Here is an 18,759-nt window from a genome sequence, read left to right as displayed (position 1 = left end):
GGTCTAGTGAATACTAAGAGTAACCATAATTTATGCCGATACCTTTTTAATTTTTCTAAAATGAAGTAAAAACGAAAGGTGTCACAATAAATGAAGATAAATGAATTTATTGTAGTAGAGGGCAGAGATGATACAGAGCGGGTCAAAAGCGCTGTGGATTGCGACACAATTGAAACAAATGGAAGTGCAATTGACGAAAAAACTTTAAATGTGATTGCACAAGCATATGAAACTCGAGGTGTCATTGTTCTAACAGACCCTGATTTCCCAGGTGATAAAATTCGTAATACGATAAAAAAATATATTCCAGGGGTTAAACACGCTTATATTGATCGAGAAAAAGCTAAAAGTAAACGTGGTAAAATAGGTGTCGAACATGCGAAAATTGAAGACATAAAAGAAGCTTTGATTTATGTAAGTACACCATTCGAAGAGGGTCATGAAAGTATCAGTAAGGAAGTTCTGATTGATCTTGGATTAATAATTGGTAAAGACGCGCGTAGAAAAAGAGAAATTTTAGGAAGAAAACTTCATATCGGTCATTCTAACGGCAAACAACTACTTAACAAGTTAAATGCTTTTGGTTATACAGAAGAAGATGTTAGAAATGCCTTGAAAGATAATAAAGGAAGTGAAAAATAATTGGATATGAAAGATATTGCCACACCATCGCGAACAAAGGCACTTTTAAATCATTATGGTTTTAGTTTCAAAAAAAGTTTAGGACAAAACTTTTTAATCGATGTCAACATTATTCATAATATTATTGATGCCAGTCACATAGATGAACGAACAGGTGTTATTGAAGTAGGACCGGGCATGGGATCATTGACAGAACAATTAGCTAAAAGTGCAAAAAAAGTGATTGCATTTGAAATTGATCAACGCTTAATACCAGTATTGAATGAAACAATGGCACCATATAACAATGTTACAGTAATCAATGAAGATATATTGAAAGCGGATATTGCGCATTATGTGACACATGAACTAGCAGATTGTGACCAAATTTTAGTTGTTGCTAACTTACCATATTATATAACTACACCTATTTTATTAAACTTAATGCAACAAAAATTACCGATTGATGGTTATGTGGTTATGATGCAAAAAGAAGTTGGTGAGCGATTAAACGCCGAAGTAGGCACGAAAGCTTATGGCTCCCTTTCTATAGTCGCACAGTTTTATACAGAAACGAGCAAAGTGCTGACTGTGCCCAAAACGGTATTTTTACCACCACCAAACGTAGATTCAATCGTTGTGAAATTAATGAAACGTGATCAACCACTTGTCGATGTAGACGATGAAGATAAGTTTTTCAAAATGTCAAAAGCCGCATTCGGACAAAGAAGAAAAACCATTAACAATAATTATCAAAGTTTGTTTGTGGATGGAAAAGCAAATAAAGAAATCATTGTGAATTGGTTGGAAGCCAGTGGCATTAACCCTAAAAGACGGGGAGAAACACTTTCTATAAAAGAATTTGCAAAATTATATAATGAATTGAAAAATTTCCCAGAATTAGCATTTTAAATGATTGACAACTGCGTTTCACCTTGCTAAAATTGATGTTTGTTTGACAAAATCGCGCTAAATGTGTTATTATACAACTTGTAGCGAGGTGGAGCAATATGCCAAAATCTATTGGAGACATCAAAAATTCACTTGATTGTCAATTAGGAAACCGTATTGTACTGAAAGCGAATGGTGGTCGTAAAAAAACAATTGAGCGTAGCGGTGTTTTAAAAGAAACGTACCCATCCGTTTTTATTGTTGAACTAGACCAAGATATTCATAATTTTGAGCGTGTATCATATACATACACTGACGTTTTAACAGAAAACGTACAAGTTTCTTTTGAAGATGATAATCATCAAGAAGCAATTGCACACTAAATAGCAGTAATATAAATTGAAATTTTGGTTAAAGCAACCATATTTTTATTTAAGACATTAATAATGAGATTGATTAGTAAAAGGTATGTTGGTGAATAATCATCAATATACCTTTTTCTTTTTGAAATAATATAAAGCGCATCAGAATTAAGGAGATATAGTTTTGTTACGTCAAAATATTAATGTAAAATAAGGAATTAACCGCTTATTTTATATGTCAGATTAATTTAAGTCATAAGTAAGGTAAATTGGATAAATAACTTATAAATTTTAAAAAAAGAATAACGCAAGTATAACAATATGTTAAAATCATTTTATTACCATATCGAATTGAAAGAGGGTGGGAATATGATTTATGAGACTGCGCCAGCAAAAATAAATTTAACGTTGGACACACTCTTCAAACGAGATGATGGTTTTCATGAAGTTGAAATGATTATGACAACGATTGATCTTAATGATCGTTTATCTTTTGAACTGCGAAAAGATAAAAAAATAGTTGTAGACGTAGAGCAAAGTTATGTTCCCTCCGATAATAAAAATTTGGCCTACAAAGCAGCAGCGTTAATGAAAGAAACTTATAATTTACAGCAAGGTGTGACGATTACGATAGATAAAGATATCCCAGTTTCAGCTGGCCTTGCAGGTGGATCGACAGACGCCGCTGCAACATTGAGAGGAATGAATCGACTATATAAGTTAAATAGACCTTTAGAAGAACTATGTGAGTTAGGAATACAAATAGGCACTGATATTCCTTTTTGTATATATGGGAAAACTGCTTTTTGTAGAGGAAAAGGTGAGTTAATTGGGTTTATGAACAAACCACCGTCGGCATGGGTTATTGTTGCCAAGCCAGATATAGGCATTTCCTCCCCAGATATTTTTAAAAAGCTAGATTTAACTCAAGAACATGAGGTTTATACTGAAACTTGTAAAGAAGCATTGGATACAGGGAATTATGAATTATTATGTAATAGTCTTTCAAACAGATTGGAACCTATCTCTGGAGAAATGTATTCAGAAATCTATAAAATTAAAGAAAATATGCTTGAAAATGGAGCAGATGGTGCTGTAATGAGTGGGAGTGGTCCAACCGTATATGGATTAACGCAAAAAGAACGACAAGCCAGGCATGTATATAATGCAGTCAATGGTTGTTGTAATGAAGTCTATATTGCAAGATTATTAGGTTAGTGAGAAGGGATGAAGAAAATGCGCTATAAAAGAAGTGAACGTATTGTTTTTATGACACAATACTTGATGAATAACCCCAATAAATTAATACCTTTAACGTTTTTTGTACAAAAATTTAAGCAAGCAAAATCATCCATCAGTGAAGATGTACAAATTATTAAGTCTACTTTTCAAAAAGAAAAGTTGGGCACAGTAATAACGACCGCTGGAGCTAGTGGTGGCGTTACATATAAGCCACAGATGAGTAAAGCAGAAGCAAGTGAAGTCGTAGATGAAGTTATCGAACTTCTGCAAGAAAAAGATAGACTGTTACCAGGTGGTTATTTATTCTTATCAGATTTAATGGGGAACCCAACTTTATTGAATAAGGTGGGGAAATTAATTGCAACGCTTTATATGGATCAAGAGTTAGATGCGGTTGTAACTATTGCTACAAAAGGTATCTCATTAGCCAATGCAGTAGCTAATGTATTGAATTTACCAGTGGTAGTGATAAGGAAAGATAATAAAGTAACCGAAGGCTCTACGGTTTCGATAAATTATGTATCAGGTTCTACTAGAAAGATAGAAACGATGGTATTATCTAAGCGTACATTACCAGAAAACTCTAATGTCCTCGTTGTGGATGATTTTATGCGTGCAGGTGGTTCTATTAACGGTGTAATGAATTTAATGAATGAGTTTAAAGCACATGTTAAAGGGGTATCCGTATTAGTAGAATCAAAAGAAGTTAAGCAAAGATTAATTGAAGATTATACTTCCTTAGTTAGATTGTCTGATGTAGATGAATACAATCAGGAATTTAAAGTGGAAAATGGCAACAGTTTAACTAAATTTACTTAAAGGAGCGGATCAACATCATGAAAGTAGTCAACACATCAAAAGCACCGGAAGCATTGGGGCCATACTCACATGCAACGGTCATTAACGGACTTGTGTTTACATCAGGACAAATCCCATTAAATTTAGATGGTGAAATTGTTAGTGATGATGTGAAAGCACAAACGAAACAAGTCTTAGAAAATGTAAAAGTTGTATTAGATGAAGCTGGATCGGATATAGATTCAGTAATCAAAGCAACAATATTCATTGCTGATATGAATGAATTTCAAAATATAAATGAAGTTTATGGTGAATATTTTGCGAAACATCAACCGACAAGAAGTTGTGTCGAAGTCGCAAGATTACCTAAAGATGTAAAAGTTGAAATTGAAGTAATCGCAGAAGTGAAGTAATTTAAGGGATTTATAATTTTTGATGAAATTGTTAAGCTTCTAACAAAGAGATACTAGGGGGGCTCACTACATGAAAGTGACAGATGTAAGACTTAGAAAAATACAAACAGATGGAAGAATGAAAGCTTTAGTTTCAATAACTCTAGATGAATCATTTGTAGTACATGATTTAAGAGTGATTGAAGGCAACTCAGGTCTATTCGTCGCAATGCCAAGTAAAAGAACACCAGATGGTGAATTTCGTGATATCGCGCATCCAATTAATTCAGAAATGAGACAAGAAATTCAAGATGCGGTTATGAAAGTTTATGACGAAACGGATGAAGTTATCCCTGATAAGAATGCTCAATCATCAGAAGAAACAAATGATGAAGCTTAATATAAAAGATGAATCAAATTAAAAAGGGCTTGGGACATAGATCTCAATCTTAATATAAAAAAGACCAATTCGTATGCTAACGGATTGGTCTTTTTGTGTCTTACTCAAAAATAAGAATATAAAGAATTGAAATAAATTATTATAATGAAAAGGTGACAAAAATATATTTTTTTGTTTTCAAATAAATCAAAAACTATTCTAAATAATTACAAGTTATTTTAATAATTGAAAAACTGACATTTAAATTAGTAACGGTGTGACATCTAAAATATATAATTTTTCACAAAGTATGAAATCAGTTTGTGAAAAACATTTTGTGATGATTTGTGTCAGTCAAAGATGACAATTATGAATATGTGAAGTTGATAGAAAATAACTTGAATTGTTTCCATTGTATAACATTAGGGTTTTGAGCCTTGAAAGTGGTACTAGCGTTAAATTATAATAATATAGAAGTGTATAATTTAATGGAGGGTTACACACATGCAAAGACATGCAATAGTACTTGCAGCTGGAAAAGGTACACGTATGAAATCTAAGAAATACAAAGTACTACATGAGGTTGCGGGCAAATCAATGATTGAACATGTCGTTGATAACGTTAAACAATCTGGAGTAGAAAATCTTGTGACCATTGTTGGCCACGGTGCAGAAAGCGTGAAAGAAACGTTAGGAGATACATCATTATATAGTTTCCAAGACGAACAACTCGGTACTGCACATGCTGTTGAAATGGCAAGTGAGCACTTGAAAGACGAACAAGGTACAACATTAGTGGTTTGTGGTGATACGCCATTAATAACTGGAGAGACACTTAAATCATTATTAGAACATCATGAGCGCAATCAAGCTGATGCAACAGTTTTATCAGCGACGACGAGTAATCCATATGGTTATGGTCGTATTGTGAGAGATGGCAATGATCATTTAGTTAAGATTGTAGAGCAGAAAGATGCAACAGCAGATGAACAACAAATCAATGAAATTAGCTCAGGTATTTTTGCATTTGATAATAAATTACTTTTTGAAAAATTGAAATTGGTAAAAAATGATAATGTCCAAGCTGAATATTATTTACCTGACGTTTTATCTCTTATTTTACAAGCACAAGGAACGGTTGAAATATATCGTACAGATAATTTTGAAGAAATTATGGGTGTCAACGATCGTCTAATGTTAAGTGAGGCAGAGGCAGCTTATAGAAAACGTATCAATGACTTCCATATGAGAAACGGTGTAACACTTATCGATCCTGCTACTACATATATAGGTGCAGATGTAAAAATCGCCATGGATGTTACAATTGAAGCAAATGTGAAATTAGCTGGTAGTTGTGAAATTGGCGAAGATACCATTGTTGGCCAAAACACAGAAATTCTTAATAGTAAAATAGGTTCAAACGTTACAATTAAGCAATCGGTGATTAACGAATCAGTTGTAGGTGACAATACTACAATTGGACCGTTTGCTCAATTACGTCCTGGGGCAGACTTAGGTGAAAATGTTAAAGTTGGAAACTTTGTAGAAGTTAAGAAATCAGTCGTGAAAACAGGTGCTAAATTACCGCATTTAAGTTATATTGGTGATGCAGAAATTGGTGAACGTACGAATGTAGGTTGTGGTTCTATCACAGTAAACTATGATGGTAAGCATAAATCAAAAACAATCATCGGCAATGATTCATTTATAGGTTGTAACACCAACTTAGTAGCACCAGTTACTTTAGGTGATAGATCATTTATAGCTGCAGGTTCTACCATTACTGATAACGTGCCACATGATAGTTTAGCATTAGCAAGAGCGAGACAAACAACTAAAGAAGGTTATTTGAAAAAATAGACACGATTAGATTATGATTCTAATCACATAAATATAATGTAGATCTAAGTAAGACCTCAATCGACATTTTGTAGATTAATGAAATAAATATAACTTTGTCTATGAACGAAACTAATTGAATGAATTAATTGGAGGACTATAAATGTTAAACAATGAGTATAAGAATTCTGCTTTGAAAATATTCTCTTTAAAAGGTAATGAGCCCTTAGCCCAAGAAGTAGCAGATAATGTTGGAATCGAGCTAGGAAAATGTTCTGTAAAACGTTTTAGCGATGGAGAAATTCAAATTAATATTGAAGAAAGTATTCGTGGTTGTGACGTATTTATTATTCAACCTACTTCTAATCCAGTAAACTTACATTTAATGGAATTATTAATTATGATTGATGCTTGCAAACGTGCTTCAGCAGCCAATATTAATATCGTAGTGCCATACTATGGGTACGCACGTCAAGATAGAAAAGCGCGCAGCCGTGAACCAATCACAGCAAAATTAGTTGCAAACTTAATCGAAACTGCTGGCGCAGATCGCATGATTGCCTTAGATTTGCATGCACCACAAATCCAAGGGTTCTTCAATATGCCAATAGATCACTTGATGGGTGTTCCGATTTTAGCAGAATACTTCCAAAATGATACAGACATTGACCCAGAGGAATGTGTTGTAGTTTCTCCAGACCACGGTGGTGTAACGAGAGCACGCAAACTTGCAGATATTCTTAAAACACCAATTGCAATCATAGATAAACGACGTCCTAAACCTAATGTGGCTGAAGTAATGAATATTGTTGGTGAAATTGAAGGTCGCACAGCGATAATTATCGACGATATCATCGATACAGCCGGTACGATTACATTAGCAGCTCAAGCGCTCAAAGATAAAGGAGCAAAAGATGTTTATGCATGTTGTACACACCCTGTCTTATCAGGCCCAGCTAAAGAACGTATTGAAAATTCAGCGATTAAAGAGCTAGTCGTTACAAATTCAATTCAATTAGATGAAAATCGTAAACCAGCCAATACTAAAGAACTGTCAGTTGCAGGTTTATTAGCACAAGCTATTGTGCGCGTATATGAAAGAGAATCTGTTAGTGTACTATTTGACTAATTAATGCAATAGTTGTATAATTATTCCGTTCGTGATTTCAATTCACGATTAAATAAACACTTGCAAGCAACATTATGTTGATGGGCAAGTGAGGGGTTCTTATTATGATAATAAGAACAAAAAATGAAAGGTGGAAATAATATGGCTTCATTAAAGTCAATTATTCGTCAAGGTAAACAAACACGTTCAGACCTTAAAACACTAAGAAAAATTGGTAAAGTACCTGCAATCGTCTATGGTTATGGTACAAAAAATACTTCAGTAAAAGTTGATGAAGTAGAATTTATCAAAGTGATTCGTGAAGTTGGACGTAACGGTGTTATCGAATTAGGCGTAGGTTCTAAAACAATTAAAGTAATGGTTTCAGACTATCAATTCGATCCACTTAAAAACCAAATTACTCACATTGACTTCTTAGCGATCAATATGAGTGAAGAACGTACAGTTGAAGTACCAGTTCAACTTACTGGTGAAGCAGTAGGAGCTAAAGAAGGTGGCGTTGTTGAACAACCATTATTCGACCTTGAAGTAACTGCAACACCGGATAATATCCCTGAATCTATCGAAATTGACATCAGCGAATTAGATGTTAACGATAGCTATTCAGTGGCAGACATTAAAGTTTCAGGTGATTTCACAATTGAAAATGACCCTGAAGAGTCTGTAGTAACAGTAGTTCCTCCAACTGAAGAACCTACTGAAGAAGAAATCGAAGCTATGGAAGGCGAATCAGAAACTGAAGAGCCTGAAGTTGTTGGTGAAGATAAAGAAGACGACGAAGAAGAAAAAGAAGAAGAGTAATTTCTTCGATTCCTTTTTCAAACACGCGATTTCAATAAGAAAAATGATTTTAAAAAGCACCATGCTTAATTCGTTAAGCTGGTGTTTTTTTATGTTAATATAGTGAATGATATGAAAATATAAAAAGAAACTATAGAGTGTTGCGAAATAATAAATGTTTCTGAGTGAATACAACAATTGGAGGTAACATAATGAAATGTATTGTAGGTTTAGGCAATATCGGCAAACGCTTTGAGCTGACAAAACATAATATTGGTTTTGAAGTGATTGACTATATGTTAGAACAGAATCAATTTAAATTAGATAAACAAAAGTATAAAGGTGCCTATACAATCGAACATTTGGCTGGTGAGAAAGTGATGTTTATAGAACCAATGACGATGATGAACTTGTCTGGGGATGCTGTAGGTCCACTGATGAAGTATTATAATATTGATGTAGACGATTTACTTGTACTATATGATGATTTGGATTTACCTCAAGGGGAAATTCGATTACGACAAAAAGGCAGTGCCGGCGGTCATAATGGTATGAAATCGATTATTCAAGCCTTAGGTACAGACGAATTTAAACGTATTCGTATTGGTGTTGATCGTCCGTCCAACGGCATGTCGATTGTTGATTATGTATTGCAAAAATTTTCAAAACAAGAAATGGAAACAATGAATAACGTAATAGAACATTCAGCACGTGCAGTAGAAGCTTATATTGAAAGTTCTCGTTTTGACCGTGTGATGAATGAGTTTAATGGTGAGGTCAAGTGAAATCAATAATTACAGAATACATTAAAGAAGATAAACGCTATCAAGAGTTGAATGAAGTATTTGGTGAAGCCAACGTATTGGTTACTGGGTTATCTAGTTCGGCAAAGGCAACAATTATAGCTGAAAAATTTATTCATAGTTCAAAGCAACTCCTTGTAGTAACGAACAACTTGTATCAAGCTGACAAACTAGAGAGCGACTTACAACAATATGTTGATACTGACGATATATACAAGTATCCAATGCAAGATATTATGACAGAAGAATTTTCCACACAAAGCCCCCAATTCATGAGTGAACGTGTACGTACTTTGACGGCACTTGCTCAAGAAAAGAGAGGGTTATTTATCGTACCGTTAAATGGTTTTAAAAAATGGTTAACACCCGTTGAAATGTGGAAGGAGCATCAACTCACACTTACCATTGGTGACGACATTGATATTGATGAATTTTTAAACAAACTTGTAAACATGGGATATCGTAGAGAGAGTGTAGTATCGCATATTGGTGAATTCTCATTGCGTGGTGGGATTATTGACATATATCCTTTAATAGGTATGCCTGTAAGAATTGAACTATTTGATACAGAAGTAGATTCAATCCGAAACTTTGATGTTGAAACCCAACGTTCAGAAGAAAATTTAGACCAAGTAGATATTACGACGGCTAGTGATTATATTATTACAGATGATGTATTGAAGCATACTAAATTAAAATTAAAAGAAGCATATGAGTATACACGTCCCAAAATAGATAAATCTGTACGTAATGACTTGAAAGAAACATATGAAAGTTTTCAACTTTTTGAATCTTCTTTATTTGATCATCAAGTATTACGCAGACTCGCTGCTTTTATGTATGAAGCACCTGCAACCATTATTGATTACTTCAAGTCTGATGCGATTGTAGCAGTGGATGAATATAATAGAATTAAAGAAACTGAAACAACACTGATTTCTGAAGCTGAAGAATTTATGCAAAGTTTAATTGAAAGCGGTAAAGGATTTATCGGACAGAATTTCTTACAATATGACGGATTTGAGTCACTATTAAATCGATATCCAGTTACGTATTTTACTTTATTTACGGCAACGATGCCGGTAGAACTCAATGAAATCATTAAATTTTCATGTAAGCCGGTACAACAATTTTATGGACAATATGATATCATGCGTTCTGAATTTCAACGATTTATTCAAAATGACTATACGATTGTCGTATTAGCAGAAACTGAAGCGAAAAAAGAGCGTATTCAATCAATGTTAAATGAAATGCATATACCAACATTTATAGATACACCAAGCACACAAAGCGATGGTGGTAGTGCGATTATCACTGAAGGCAGTTTGTCAGAAGGTTTTGAATTGCCATATATGCATCTTGTTGTTGTAACAGAACGTGAACTGTTTAAATCTAAACAAAAGAAAAAGGTAAAGCAACATAAGAAATTAACAAATGCAGAAAAAATCAAATCCTATCAAGATTTGAAAGTTGGAGATTTTGTTGTTCATGTTCACCATGGTGTAGGGAAATATTTAGGTGTCGAAACGCTTGAAGTTGGAGGCGTACACAAAGATTATATAAAATTACAATACAAAGGTACTGATCAATTATTTGTACCCGTAGATCAAATGGATCAAGTACAAAAGTATGTTGCTTCCGAAGATAAATCACCTAGATTAAATAAACTTGGTGGCACAGAATGGAAGAAAACGAAAGCCAAAGTTCAACAAAATGTTGAAGATATGGCCGATGAATTAATAGAATTATATAAAGAAAGAGAAATGTCAGTTGGTTATAAATATGGTCCAGACACCCCACAACAAAATGATTTTGAAATTGATTTCCCTTATGAGTTAACGCCAGACCAAGGCAAATCCATTGAAGAGATTAAACAAGATATGGAAGTAGAACGTCCAATGGACAGGTTATTATGTGGTGATGTAGGTTACGGAAAAACAGAAGTAGCGGTACGAGCGGCATTTAAAGCTGTAATGGAAGGTAAGCAGGTAGCTTTTCTCGTGCCTACCACAATCTTAGCGCAACAACACTATGAAACTTTGATTGAACGTATGCAAGATTTTCCAATAGAAATTCAACTTATTAGTCGGTTTAGAACGACTAAAGAAGTGAAAGAAGTGAAAGAAGGACTAAAATCAGGCTATGTTGATATCGTTGTGGGTACACATAAATTATTAGGCAAGGATATTCATTATAAAGATTTGGGCCTACTCATTGTAGATGAGGAACAACGTTTTGGTGTAAGACACAAAGAAAAGATTAAATCACTTAAGACAAATGTTGATGTGTTAACATTAACTGCAACACCTATTCCGAGAACGCTACATATGAGTATGTTAGGCGTGCGTGATTTATCTGTCATAGAAACACCACCAGAAAATCGTTTTCCTGTGCAAACCTATGTATTAGAGCAAAATATGAATTTTATTAAAGAAGCGTTAGAAAGAGAATTATCACGTGAGGGCCAAGTTTTCTACTTGTACAATAAAGTGCAATCGATTTATGAAAAAAGAGAACAGCTACAAATGTTAATGCCGGAAGCGAATATAGGTGTGGCCCACGGTCAAATGAATGAACGTGATTTGGAAGAAACGATGTTAAGCTTTATCAATCATGAATTTGATATTCTTGTAACGACTACGATTATTGAAACTGGCGTAGACGTTCCCAATGCCAATACTTTAATTATCGAAGATGCTGATAAGTTTGGACTGAGTCAATTATATCAATTACGAGGGCGCGTGGGACGTTCAAGTCGTATAGGTTATGCTTATTTCTTACATCCATCTAACAAAGTATTATCAGAGACTGCAGAAGAAAGATTGCAAGCAATTAAAGAATTTACTGAATTAGGTTCTGGATTTAAGATTGCAATGCGAGATTTAAATATTCGAGGTGCAGGTAACCTTTTAGGCAAACAGCAACATGGATTTATTGATTCTGTAGGTTTCGATTTATACTCACAAATGTTAGAAGAAGCGGTAAATGAAAAACGAGGCATTAAAGAAGAACAGCATGACGCACCTGAAGTTGAAATTGAACTAAATATTGATGCTTATTTACCAGCTGAATATATTCCAAATGAACAGGCTAAGATAGAAATTTATAAAAAATTACGTAAAATTGAGACGGAATCACAATTGATGGATGTTAAAGATGAACTCATTGACCGTTTTAATGACTATCCTGTTGAGGTTGAAAGATTGCTTGAAATGATGGAAATTAAAGTGCATGCATTGAATGCAGGTGTAACACTTATTAAAGATATAGGTAAAAAAATAGAGGTTTATTTATCCGAAAAAGGTACTACTGACATCAATGGCGAAGCACTCTTTAAACAAACACAACCACTTGGACGCGCAATGAAAGTTGGTGTTCAAGAAGGTAAAATGAAAGTGACGCTAAATAAAGATAAAGTATGGTTGGACAGTTTGAAATTCTTAGTGAAATGTTTAGAGGAAAGTATGGTTATACCAGATGAACGTTAAATCTGATACGAAAAGTGTTTTTAATGGTGTTGTTGTACTAACAATAGCGCTTATTATCGTTAAAATACTCAGTGCATTATACCGTGTCCCCTATCAAAATTTACTGGGCGATGGCGGATTATATGCCTATCAACAAGTGTACCCCATAGTAGCTTTAGGCGTTATTTTATCGATGAATGCTATTCCTAGTGCGGTCACTCAAACTTTCAACGCAAACGGGCACCCCAGTCAATATACGCGCGTGTTATTAAGGTTACAATTTGTTGGTGTTATCTTTTTCTTACTTTTATTTATGTGTGCACACTGGGTTGCCTTTCTTATGGGAGATGTCAATTTAGCACCTATGTTAAGGGCGGCAAGTGTTAGCTTTTTATTTGTTGGCATACTTGGTGTTTATAGGGGCTATTATCAAGCGCATCATGAGATGAATATACCCGCTATTTCCCAGGTTATAGAACAATTTATTCGTGTCGCCATTATTATGATTGCTATTGTGATGTTTACGAGTCAATCATGGAGTATATACCGTGCAGGTACATTGGCGATTGTTGGTTCAGGTATTGGCTTTTTCGCATCTAGTTTGTTTCTGATGCAGCGGAAACCTTTTAAGTTATCTAAAGCACATGCCAATGTGGAAGTGGCTTGGAAAAAGTTAACGTTAGGTATCGTTGTGTTCGCGGTAAGCCAATTAATTGTTATTGTATGGCAAGTCGTGGATAGCTTTACAGTAATACATGCGCTTCAAATGACTGGTTTAGATTTTGACGAAGCAACTATTTTTAAAGGTATTTATGATCGAGGTGCGTCTTTTATACAGATGGGATTAATTGTAACGACAACGTTCTGTTTTGTACTTATCCCATTACTAACAGATGCATTAAAAACAAAACAACATATACTGGTAAATCGTTATGCTAACGCATCTATAAAGATTACAGTTTTATTTAGTGTTGCAGCAGCAATAGGTTTAATCAATTTGCTACCTGTAATGAATAGCGTATTCTTTAAAAACGATAGTTTGAACGGTACGTTATCCGTTTATATGCTTACCGTCATATGCGTTTCTCTTATAATGATGGATATCGCCTTATTACAAGTGAAAAATCACGTTAAAATTATTTTGTGTGCATTTGGTATTGGGGTAGTGGTCAAAGCGATATTGAATATGGTTTTAATACCGCAATTTTCAATTTTCGGTGCCAGTGTAAGTACTGTGATTTCACTGTTCATCTTTGTGTGGATTTTACAGTATCAAGTCTTAAAGCTGTATCATTTTCAAACAATGAAAAAGTTCATTGTTAAGTTAGTAATTACAATGATGCTGTTATCAATTACAGTACAAATAGTTATGTTTCTTATTCCGGGAGAAGGTAGAATGCAAGGCTTAGTCGAATTAGCTGTAGCAGCAACTATCGGCGTTATTGTAGTGATTTTTTCTATCGTACGCATGCATTTATTAAGTTTTAGAGAACTTAAACACCTGCCTTTTGGAGATAAACTATTCCATATGAAAAGAGGGAAACATTAATGACAAATAAAATAACAATTGTTGGATTAGGGAATTATGGTATAGAAGATTTACCCTTAGGAATTTATAAATTTTTAAAAAAACAAACACTCGTTTACACACGTACCTTTGACCATCCAGTTATCCAAGATTTAACTTCGGAAGGTATCGACATGGAAAGTTTTGATCAAGAATATAAACGCCATGACGCTTTTCAAAATGTATATGAAGCTATTGTGACAAAGTTGATTGATGCTGCAAGAGACAATGATATTGTATATACTGTACCAGGGCATCCACGTGTAGCTGAAACGACAACTGTGTATTTAGAGCAGTATGCTCAACAACATTCTGATATTGAAATTGAAATATTGGGCGGCAAGAGCTTTATAGACGATATTTTTGAAGCGGTAAAAGTTGACCCTAATGATGGTTTTACGATGTTAGATGCAACAGATCTTCAAAAAGAAAAGTTGAATATGCGTACGCACACACTTATCACACAAGTCTATAGTGCAATGGTCGCAGGTGATTTAAAAGTGACATTGATGGAACGCTATAGTGATGACCAACTTGTTTATATCGTAGATGGTGCGAGCAATAATCACGCCAATGTAATCAAAACACCGTTATATGAAATAGATCATTACGATGATGTTTTTAACAATATAACAAGTGTATTTATTCCAAAAGTGGAAACCGAAGAAGCATACTTTGGTGATTTTGACTATGCAGTTGGTATCATAAATCATCTTGTAGACGATGAAAAAGGTTGCCCATGGGATAAGGTTCAAACACATCATACGTTAAAACGCTATTTACTGGAAGAGACATTCGAATTGTTTGAAGCTATAGATAACGAAGACGATTGGCATATGATAGAAGAACTAGGAGACATCCTGTTACAAGTATTATTACACGCAAGTATTGGCAAAAAAGAAGGTTACATGGATATAAATGAAGTGATACAAAGCCTTTCAGAAAAAATGATACGCAGACATCCACATGTTTTTGGTGACACAAAAGCAGAAACTGAAGAAGATTTGAAAAATATTTGGTCCGATGCTAAGTCTAAAGAAGGTAAAGAACAGCGAGTGAAATTTGAGAAAGTATTTGCAGACCACTTCTTAGCATTGTATGATAAAACAAAAAATAAGTCGTTAGATGAAAATGCTTTAAAACGAATTTTAGAGCAAGGAGGAAAATAATGATGAGATTAGACAAATATCTCAAAGTGTCAAGATTAGTAAAACGTCGCACTTTAGCTAAAGAGATCAGTGATCAAGGACGTATTACTGTAAACGGTGTAGTTGCTAAAGCAGGTACCGATGTAAAAGAATCGGATGAGCTTGTTATCCGATTTGGTCAAAAAGTTGTAACAATCAAAGTTACGGGATTGAGTGAACATGCAACAAAAGAAAATGCAAAGGGCATGTATGAACTCATTAAAGAAGAAAAAGTAAGTGAAATATAGGAACGGGAGGTGACAAGCAAATGAATAAAAAAGTTGAAAATATAGGCAATACGTATACTTCAGCAGAAAACAAAAAAAAGCAACACAAACAAATGAGGAAGCGTGTTGTTCGTAAACGTATCACTTTATTCGGTGGTCTTTTACTACTGATTATTATCATTTTATCCATCATGCTTGTCACTCAAAAACAAAGTAACAATGACGATGCAGTCGAGCGCCAACAAAAAGAACAAAAGTATCAAAAGCAACAAGATGAAGAATTAGCACTAAAAGAACAATTAAATAATCTAAATGATAAAGATTATATTGAAAAAGTTGCACGTGATGATTACTATCTAAGTAATGATGGGGAAGTTATTTTCAAATTGCCCGGAGAAAATAAATCTGACACCAAATCTAAGGCGCAAAATGATGATAAATAAGTGAATTTAATTTTTTGCATCATTATACCATTGTTAATTTATGCAAACAGGCATATAATAGGGTTAAAATCGAAACGAATCGGGAGGATTTATTTATAATATGTCAATCGAAGTAGGAAACAAGCTTAAAGGTAAAGTCACTGGAATCAAAAAGTTTGGCGCTTTCGTCGAACTTCCAGAAGGAAAGAGTGGCTTAGTTCACATAAGTGAAGTTGCAGATAACTACGTTGAAAACGTAGAAGATCACTTATCTGTTGGTGATGAAGTTGAAGTTAAAGTACTATCAATTGCTGATGATGGAAAAATTAGTTTGTCAATCAAAAAAGCAAAAGATCGTCCACGTAGACCTCAAAACAAACCAAATCATAAACAAACTCAACCTAAAGGTGAGGACTTTGAAAAGAAATTAACAAACTTCTTAAAAGATAGTGAAGATAAATTGACTTCTATTAAGCGTCAAACGGAATCTAGACGTGGTGGAAAAGGCGCTAGACGCTAAAATATATAAAATAAGACTGTTCCCAAGAGAACTTAAATTAATTGCTCAAATACAACATTTAATATCATTTTAACGACGTGTGACTTTGACAATAAATGACTGTTTTCTTACTTAAGGAAACAGTCTATTTTTTGTTGTTCACAGACATTACAAGGTGCATGTAAAAAAATTTCGTATTGTGACATAGGAGGTAAGCTATGATAGAAGTTAATGCTGATGGTTGGAATAAAGAACAACACATTGTGTTAGCCGTTTCAACCGGGATTGATAGCATGGTATTATTACACAACTTAATTCATCCATTATCCCAATCGTATAGAAAATTAACTTGCTTACATGTGAATCATAATATTCGTGATATTGCACAAGAAGAAGAAACATTTATAAGAAAATATTGTGAGTTTTATCAGATTCCGTTGTTCGTGCATCATTTAGATTTATCAGAAGTTATTGAACAGGGGAATAGCATTGAAAATATTGCGAGAAATGAACGATATCAGTGGTTTGATACTATGATGGTGGAGTTGGATGCAGACGTTTTATTAACCGCTCACCATCAAGACGATCAAATTGAAACTATCTTTTATCGATTGATGACTGGTCGTTCAACTCGAAGTAGTTTAGGTATGTCATATCTGACTTCACGAAGTGCCTATATGTTGTGTAAACCATTGTTAGAAACAACAAAAGCAGACATTCGAAACTATCAGCAAAGTTATGAAGTACCTTATTATGAAGACGAGACCAATGCTGAAAATCTTTATGTTAGAAACGATATTCGTAATCGTATTTTACCTGCTATTGACGACAACCGACATTTATCGACAAAACAGCTACTAAAATTGAAAGATTGGCATGATATACAACTGCAAGAATTACATGACCATGCGTTACATTTTATAGAAACGCATGTTCACGAAAATGCTGATAAAGATGAAATAGTCATTCCAAGGGTTGCATTTTCAAATTTGAACCATAATATTAAAATCATAATATTAGATAAAATATTTTCAAAATTACAGATAACAGCACCAATGACTGAAAAAATGTATGAATCTTGGTTTCAGCAACTCGAAAGCAAAGTTACTCAATGCACAATATATACAACGGATAAATGGAATATTTATATCGCTTATGATAAATTTATAATAATGGCAAATTATGATAAATTTCTTATGCCAACTAAAATTTTGCAGCCAGGTTTATATCATTATGGTCATTATAGTATTAGTATAACAGATGATTTTCCGGAAGATGGTTATCCGTTAGTTATTAGAACTAGAAATAATGGTGATAAATTCAAACTAAATGGGATAAAAGGACACAAAAAAGTAAGTCGATTACTGATTGATCATAAAGTGATACAAACTGAACGTAACCAATTACCAATTTTAGTTAATGCAGATGAAGCAATTATTGCTGTAGGTACGTTATATTTAAATAATGAATATAAAGATACTATTTTCATACGAAATACGGGAGAGGAATGAAATTATGCGAGATGATTTAAAGGAAATATTAATAGATGAAGAAGAAATAGAACAAATTTGTAAAGACTTGGGTGCAAAGATTACTGAAGCATATGCCGGTAAACCACTTGTTTGTATAGGTATTTTGAAAGGTTCAGTAATGTTTATGACAGACCTTATTAAACATATTGGAACGCATTTAGCTATCGATTTCATGGATGTTTCTAGTTATCATGGCGGTACTGAATCAACAGGAGAAGTGCAAATACTTAAAGATTTAAGCGCTTCAATAGAAGGGAAAGACATCTTGATTATTGAAGATATTTTAGAAACTGGGACAACATTAAAATCAATAACTGAATTATTGGAATCAAGAAAAGTCAATTCACTAGAAATTGTGACATTGTTAGACAAACCGAATCGCCGTAAAGCAGATATCGAAGCAAAATATGTAGGTAAAAAAATTCCAGATGAATTTGTAGTTGGCTACGGATTAGATTATGCTGAAAATTATAGAAATTTACCATATATTGGAACGCTTAAACCAGAAATTTATTCAAAGTAAGCAGTACAATTTAATCGTATGAAATATTGTTATATACTGTAAAACGTAATCATATTAAATGAGTCGATATACATAATATATTGATAAAATACGCGA

At 33.8% G+C, this 18,759-nt stretch carries 19 protein-coding genes; all 19 read left to right on the top strand.

Translation table 11 applies throughout. The features are described 5' to 3' along the window. Positions 1-90 precede the first annotated feature (90 nt). The 19 genes from rnmV (at position 91) to hpt (ending at position 18,663) form a co-directional block, all read left to right on the top strand. Entirely contained in the window at positions 91-642 is a 552-nt protein-coding gene (gene rnmV / locus JG554_RS12000; protein ID WP_046206562.1) for a ribonuclease M5, read from the top strand. Between the two features lie 6 nt (positions 643-648). Further along, the gene (gene rsmA, locus JG554_RS11995; protein ID WP_169926878.1) at positions 649-1,533 is read left to right on the top strand and encodes a 16S rRNA (adenine(1518)-N(6)/adenine(1519)-N(6))-dimethyltransferase RsmA; all 885 of its coding nucleotides are present in this window, start codon (positions 649-651) and stop codon (positions 1,531-1,533) included. A gap of 98 nt (positions 1,534-1,631) precedes the next feature. Beyond that, positions 1,632-1,895, top strand: a complete 264-nt coding sequence (gene veg / locus JG554_RS11990) for a biofilm formation stimulator Veg (protein ID WP_019467722.1) — start codon at positions 1,632-1,634, stop codon at positions 1,893-1,895. A gap of 348 nt (positions 1,896-2,243) precedes the next feature. After that, positions 2,244-3,092, top strand: coding sequence for a 4-(cytidine 5'-diphospho)-2-C-methyl-D-erythritol kinase (gene ispE / locus JG554_RS11985; protein ID WP_046206560.1), 849 nt, complete (start codon positions 2,244-2,246; stop codon positions 3,090-3,092). Between the two features lie 18 nt (positions 3,093-3,110). After that, complete coding sequence (gene purR / locus JG554_RS11980) at positions 3,111-3,935, top strand: pur operon repressor (protein WP_046206559.1); 825 nt, start codon at positions 3,111-3,113, stop codon at positions 3,933-3,935. 17 nt (positions 3,936-3,952) lie between these two features. Then, positions 3,953-4,327 carry a RidA family protein gene (locus JG554_RS11975; protein ID WP_119505717.1) on the top strand — a complete coding sequence of 125 codons (375 nt, stop codon included), beginning with the start codon at positions 3,953-3,955 and terminating at the stop codon, positions 4,325-4,327. A 70-nt stretch (positions 4,328-4,397) separates the two neighbouring features. Then, positions 4,398-4,706 (top strand): septation regulator SpoVG, encoded by a 309-nt coding sequence (spoVG, locus tag JG554_RS11970; RefSeq protein WP_019467718.1) that lies wholly within the window; start codon positions 4,398-4,400, stop codon positions 4,704-4,706. A 483-nt stretch (positions 4,707-5,189) separates the two neighbouring features. Continuing rightward, the gene (gene glmU / locus JG554_RS11965) at positions 5,190-6,545 is read left to right on the top strand and encodes a bifunctional UDP-N-acetylglucosamine diphosphorylase/glucosamine-1-phosphate N-acetyltransferase GlmU (RefSeq protein ID WP_064209948.1); all 1,356 of its coding nucleotides are present in this window, start codon (positions 5,190-5,192) and stop codon (positions 6,543-6,545) included. Positions 6,546-6,687: 142 nt separating this feature from the next. Next, positions 6,688-7,653 carry a ribose-phosphate diphosphokinase gene (locus JG554_RS11960; RefSeq protein ID WP_046206556.1) on the top strand — a complete coding sequence of 322 codons (966 nt, stop codon included), beginning with the start codon at positions 6,688-6,690 and terminating at the stop codon, positions 7,651-7,653. Between the two features lie 141 nt (positions 7,654-7,794). Next, a complete protein-coding gene (locus JG554_RS11955) occupies positions 7,795-8,454 on the top strand; it encodes a 50S ribosomal protein L25/general stress protein Ctc (protein WP_046206555.1) in 660 nt (219 codons plus the stop codon). A 191-nt stretch (positions 8,455-8,645) separates the two neighbouring features. Next, positions 8,646-9,218, top strand: coding sequence for an aminoacyl-tRNA hydrolase (gene pth / locus JG554_RS11950; RefSeq protein WP_064209949.1), 573 nt, complete (start codon positions 8,646-8,648; stop codon positions 9,216-9,218). Then, the gene (gene mfd, locus JG554_RS11945) at positions 9,215-12,727 is read left to right on the top strand and encodes a transcription-repair coupling factor (RefSeq protein ID WP_064209950.1); all 3,513 of its coding nucleotides are present in this window, start codon (positions 9,215-9,217) and stop codon (positions 12,725-12,727) included. Before pth ends, mfd begins: the two co-directional genes overlap by 4 nt. Beyond that, complete coding sequence (locus tag JG554_RS11940; protein ID WP_064209951.1) at positions 12,717-14,255, top strand: polysaccharide biosynthesis protein; 1,539 nt, start codon at positions 12,717-12,719, stop codon at positions 14,253-14,255. The genes mfd and JG554_RS11940 overlap by 11 nt, the downstream gene beginning before the upstream one ends. After that, positions 14,255-15,442 carry a MazG nucleotide pyrophosphohydrolase domain-containing protein gene (locus JG554_RS11935; protein WP_064209952.1) on the top strand — a complete coding sequence of 396 codons (1,188 nt, stop codon included), beginning with the start codon at positions 14,255-14,257 and terminating at the stop codon, positions 15,440-15,442. The genes JG554_RS11940 and JG554_RS11935 overlap by 1 nt, the downstream gene beginning before the upstream one ends. Positions 15,443-15,444: 2 nt before the next feature. After that, positions 15,445-15,708: an RNA-binding S4 domain-containing protein gene (locus JG554_RS11930; protein WP_046206575.1), complete on the top strand. Its 264-nt coding sequence runs from the start codon at positions 15,445-15,447 to the stop codon at positions 15,706-15,708. Between the two features lie 20 nt (positions 15,709-15,728). Further along, positions 15,729-16,130: an FtsB family cell division protein gene (locus tag JG554_RS11925; RefSeq protein ID WP_046206550.1), complete on the top strand. Its 402-nt coding sequence runs from the start codon at positions 15,729-15,731 to the stop codon at positions 16,128-16,130. 100 nt (positions 16,131-16,230) lie between these two features. Further along, on the top strand, positions 16,231-16,629 hold the full coding sequence (locus JG554_RS11920) for a S1 domain-containing RNA-binding protein (protein WP_046206549.1): 399 nt from the start codon (positions 16,231-16,233) through the stop codon (positions 16,627-16,629). A 197-nt stretch (positions 16,630-16,826) separates the two neighbouring features. Next, positions 16,827-18,119 (top strand): tRNA lysidine(34) synthetase TilS, encoded by a 1,293-nt coding sequence (tilS, locus tag JG554_RS11915; protein ID WP_182478088.1) that lies wholly within the window; start codon positions 16,827-16,829, stop codon positions 18,117-18,119. 4 nt (positions 18,120-18,123) lie between these two features. Continuing rightward, entirely contained in the window at positions 18,124-18,663 is a 540-nt protein-coding gene (gene hpt / locus JG554_RS11910) for a hypoxanthine phosphoribosyltransferase (RefSeq protein ID WP_046206548.1), read from the top strand. The last annotated feature ends 96 nt before the right edge of the window (positions 18,664-18,759 follow it).

It is taken from the genome of Staphylococcus sp. 11-B-312 (genome assembly GCF_016743055.1).
GTDB classification, from domain to species: Bacteria; Bacillota; Bacilli; order Staphylococcales; family Staphylococcaceae; genus Staphylococcus; species Staphylococcus ureilyticus.
The sequence above is the reverse complement of the archived record's forward strand: the minus strand, read 5'-3'. Positions and strand labels throughout refer to the sequence as shown.

Excerpts from the sequence above, each read along its gene's own strand:
- rnmV (WP_046206562.1), top strand. The coding sequence starts at position 91 with ATGAAGATAAATGAATTTATTGTAGTAGAGGGCAGAGATGATACAGAG.
- rsmA (WP_169926878.1), top strand. The coding sequence starts at position 649 with ATGAAAGATATTGCCACACCATCGCGAACAAAGGCACTTTTAAATCAT.
- veg (WP_019467722.1), top strand. The coding sequence starts at position 1,632 with ATGCCAAAATCTATTGGAGACATCAAAAATTCACTTGATTGTCAATTA.
- ispE (WP_046206560.1), top strand. The coding sequence starts at position 2,244 with ATGATTTATGAGACTGCGCCAGCAAAAATAAATTTAACGTTGGACACA.
- purR (WP_046206559.1), top strand. The coding sequence starts at position 3,111 with ATGCGCTATAAAAGAAGTGAACGTATTGTTTTTATGACACAATACTTG.
- JG554_RS11975 (WP_119505717.1), top strand. The coding sequence starts at position 3,953 with ATGAAAGTAGTCAACACATCAAAAGCACCGGAAGCATTGGGGCCATAC.
- spoVG (WP_019467718.1), top strand. The coding sequence starts at position 4,398 with ATGAAAGTGACAGATGTAAGACTTAGAAAAATACAAACAGATGGAAGA.
- glmU (WP_064209948.1), top strand. The coding sequence starts at position 5,190 with ATGCAAAGACATGCAATAGTACTTGCAGCTGGAAAAGGTACACGTATG.
- JG554_RS11960 (WP_046206556.1), top strand. The coding sequence starts at position 6,688 with ATGTTAAACAATGAGTATAAGAATTCTGCTTTGAAAATATTCTCTTTA.
- JG554_RS11955 (WP_046206555.1), top strand. The coding sequence starts at position 7,795 with ATGGCTTCATTAAAGTCAATTATTCGTCAAGGTAAACAAACACGTTCA.
- pth (WP_064209949.1), top strand. The coding sequence starts at position 8,646 with ATGAAATGTATTGTAGGTTTAGGCAATATCGGCAAACGCTTTGAGCTG.
- JG554_RS11940 (WP_064209951.1), top strand. The coding sequence starts at position 12,717 with ATGAACGTTAAATCTGATACGAAAAGTGTTTTTAATGGTGTTGTTGTA.
- JG554_RS11935 (WP_064209952.1), top strand. The coding sequence starts at position 14,255 with ATGACAAATAAAATAACAATTGTTGGATTAGGGAATTATGGTATAGAA.
- JG554_RS11930 (WP_046206575.1), top strand. The coding sequence starts at position 15,445 with ATGAGATTAGACAAATATCTCAAAGTGTCAAGATTAGTAAAACGTCGC.
- JG554_RS11925 (WP_046206550.1), top strand. The coding sequence starts at position 15,729 with ATGAATAAAAAAGTTGAAAATATAGGCAATACGTATACTTCAGCAGAA.
- JG554_RS11920 (WP_046206549.1), top strand. The coding sequence starts at position 16,231 with ATGTCAATCGAAGTAGGAAACAAGCTTAAAGGTAAAGTCACTGGAATC.
- tilS (WP_182478088.1), top strand. The coding sequence starts at position 16,827 with ATGATAGAAGTTAATGCTGATGGTTGGAATAAAGAACAACACATTGTG.
- hpt (WP_046206548.1), top strand. The coding sequence starts at position 18,124 with ATGCGAGATGATTTAAAGGAAATATTAATAGATGAAGAAGAAATAGAA.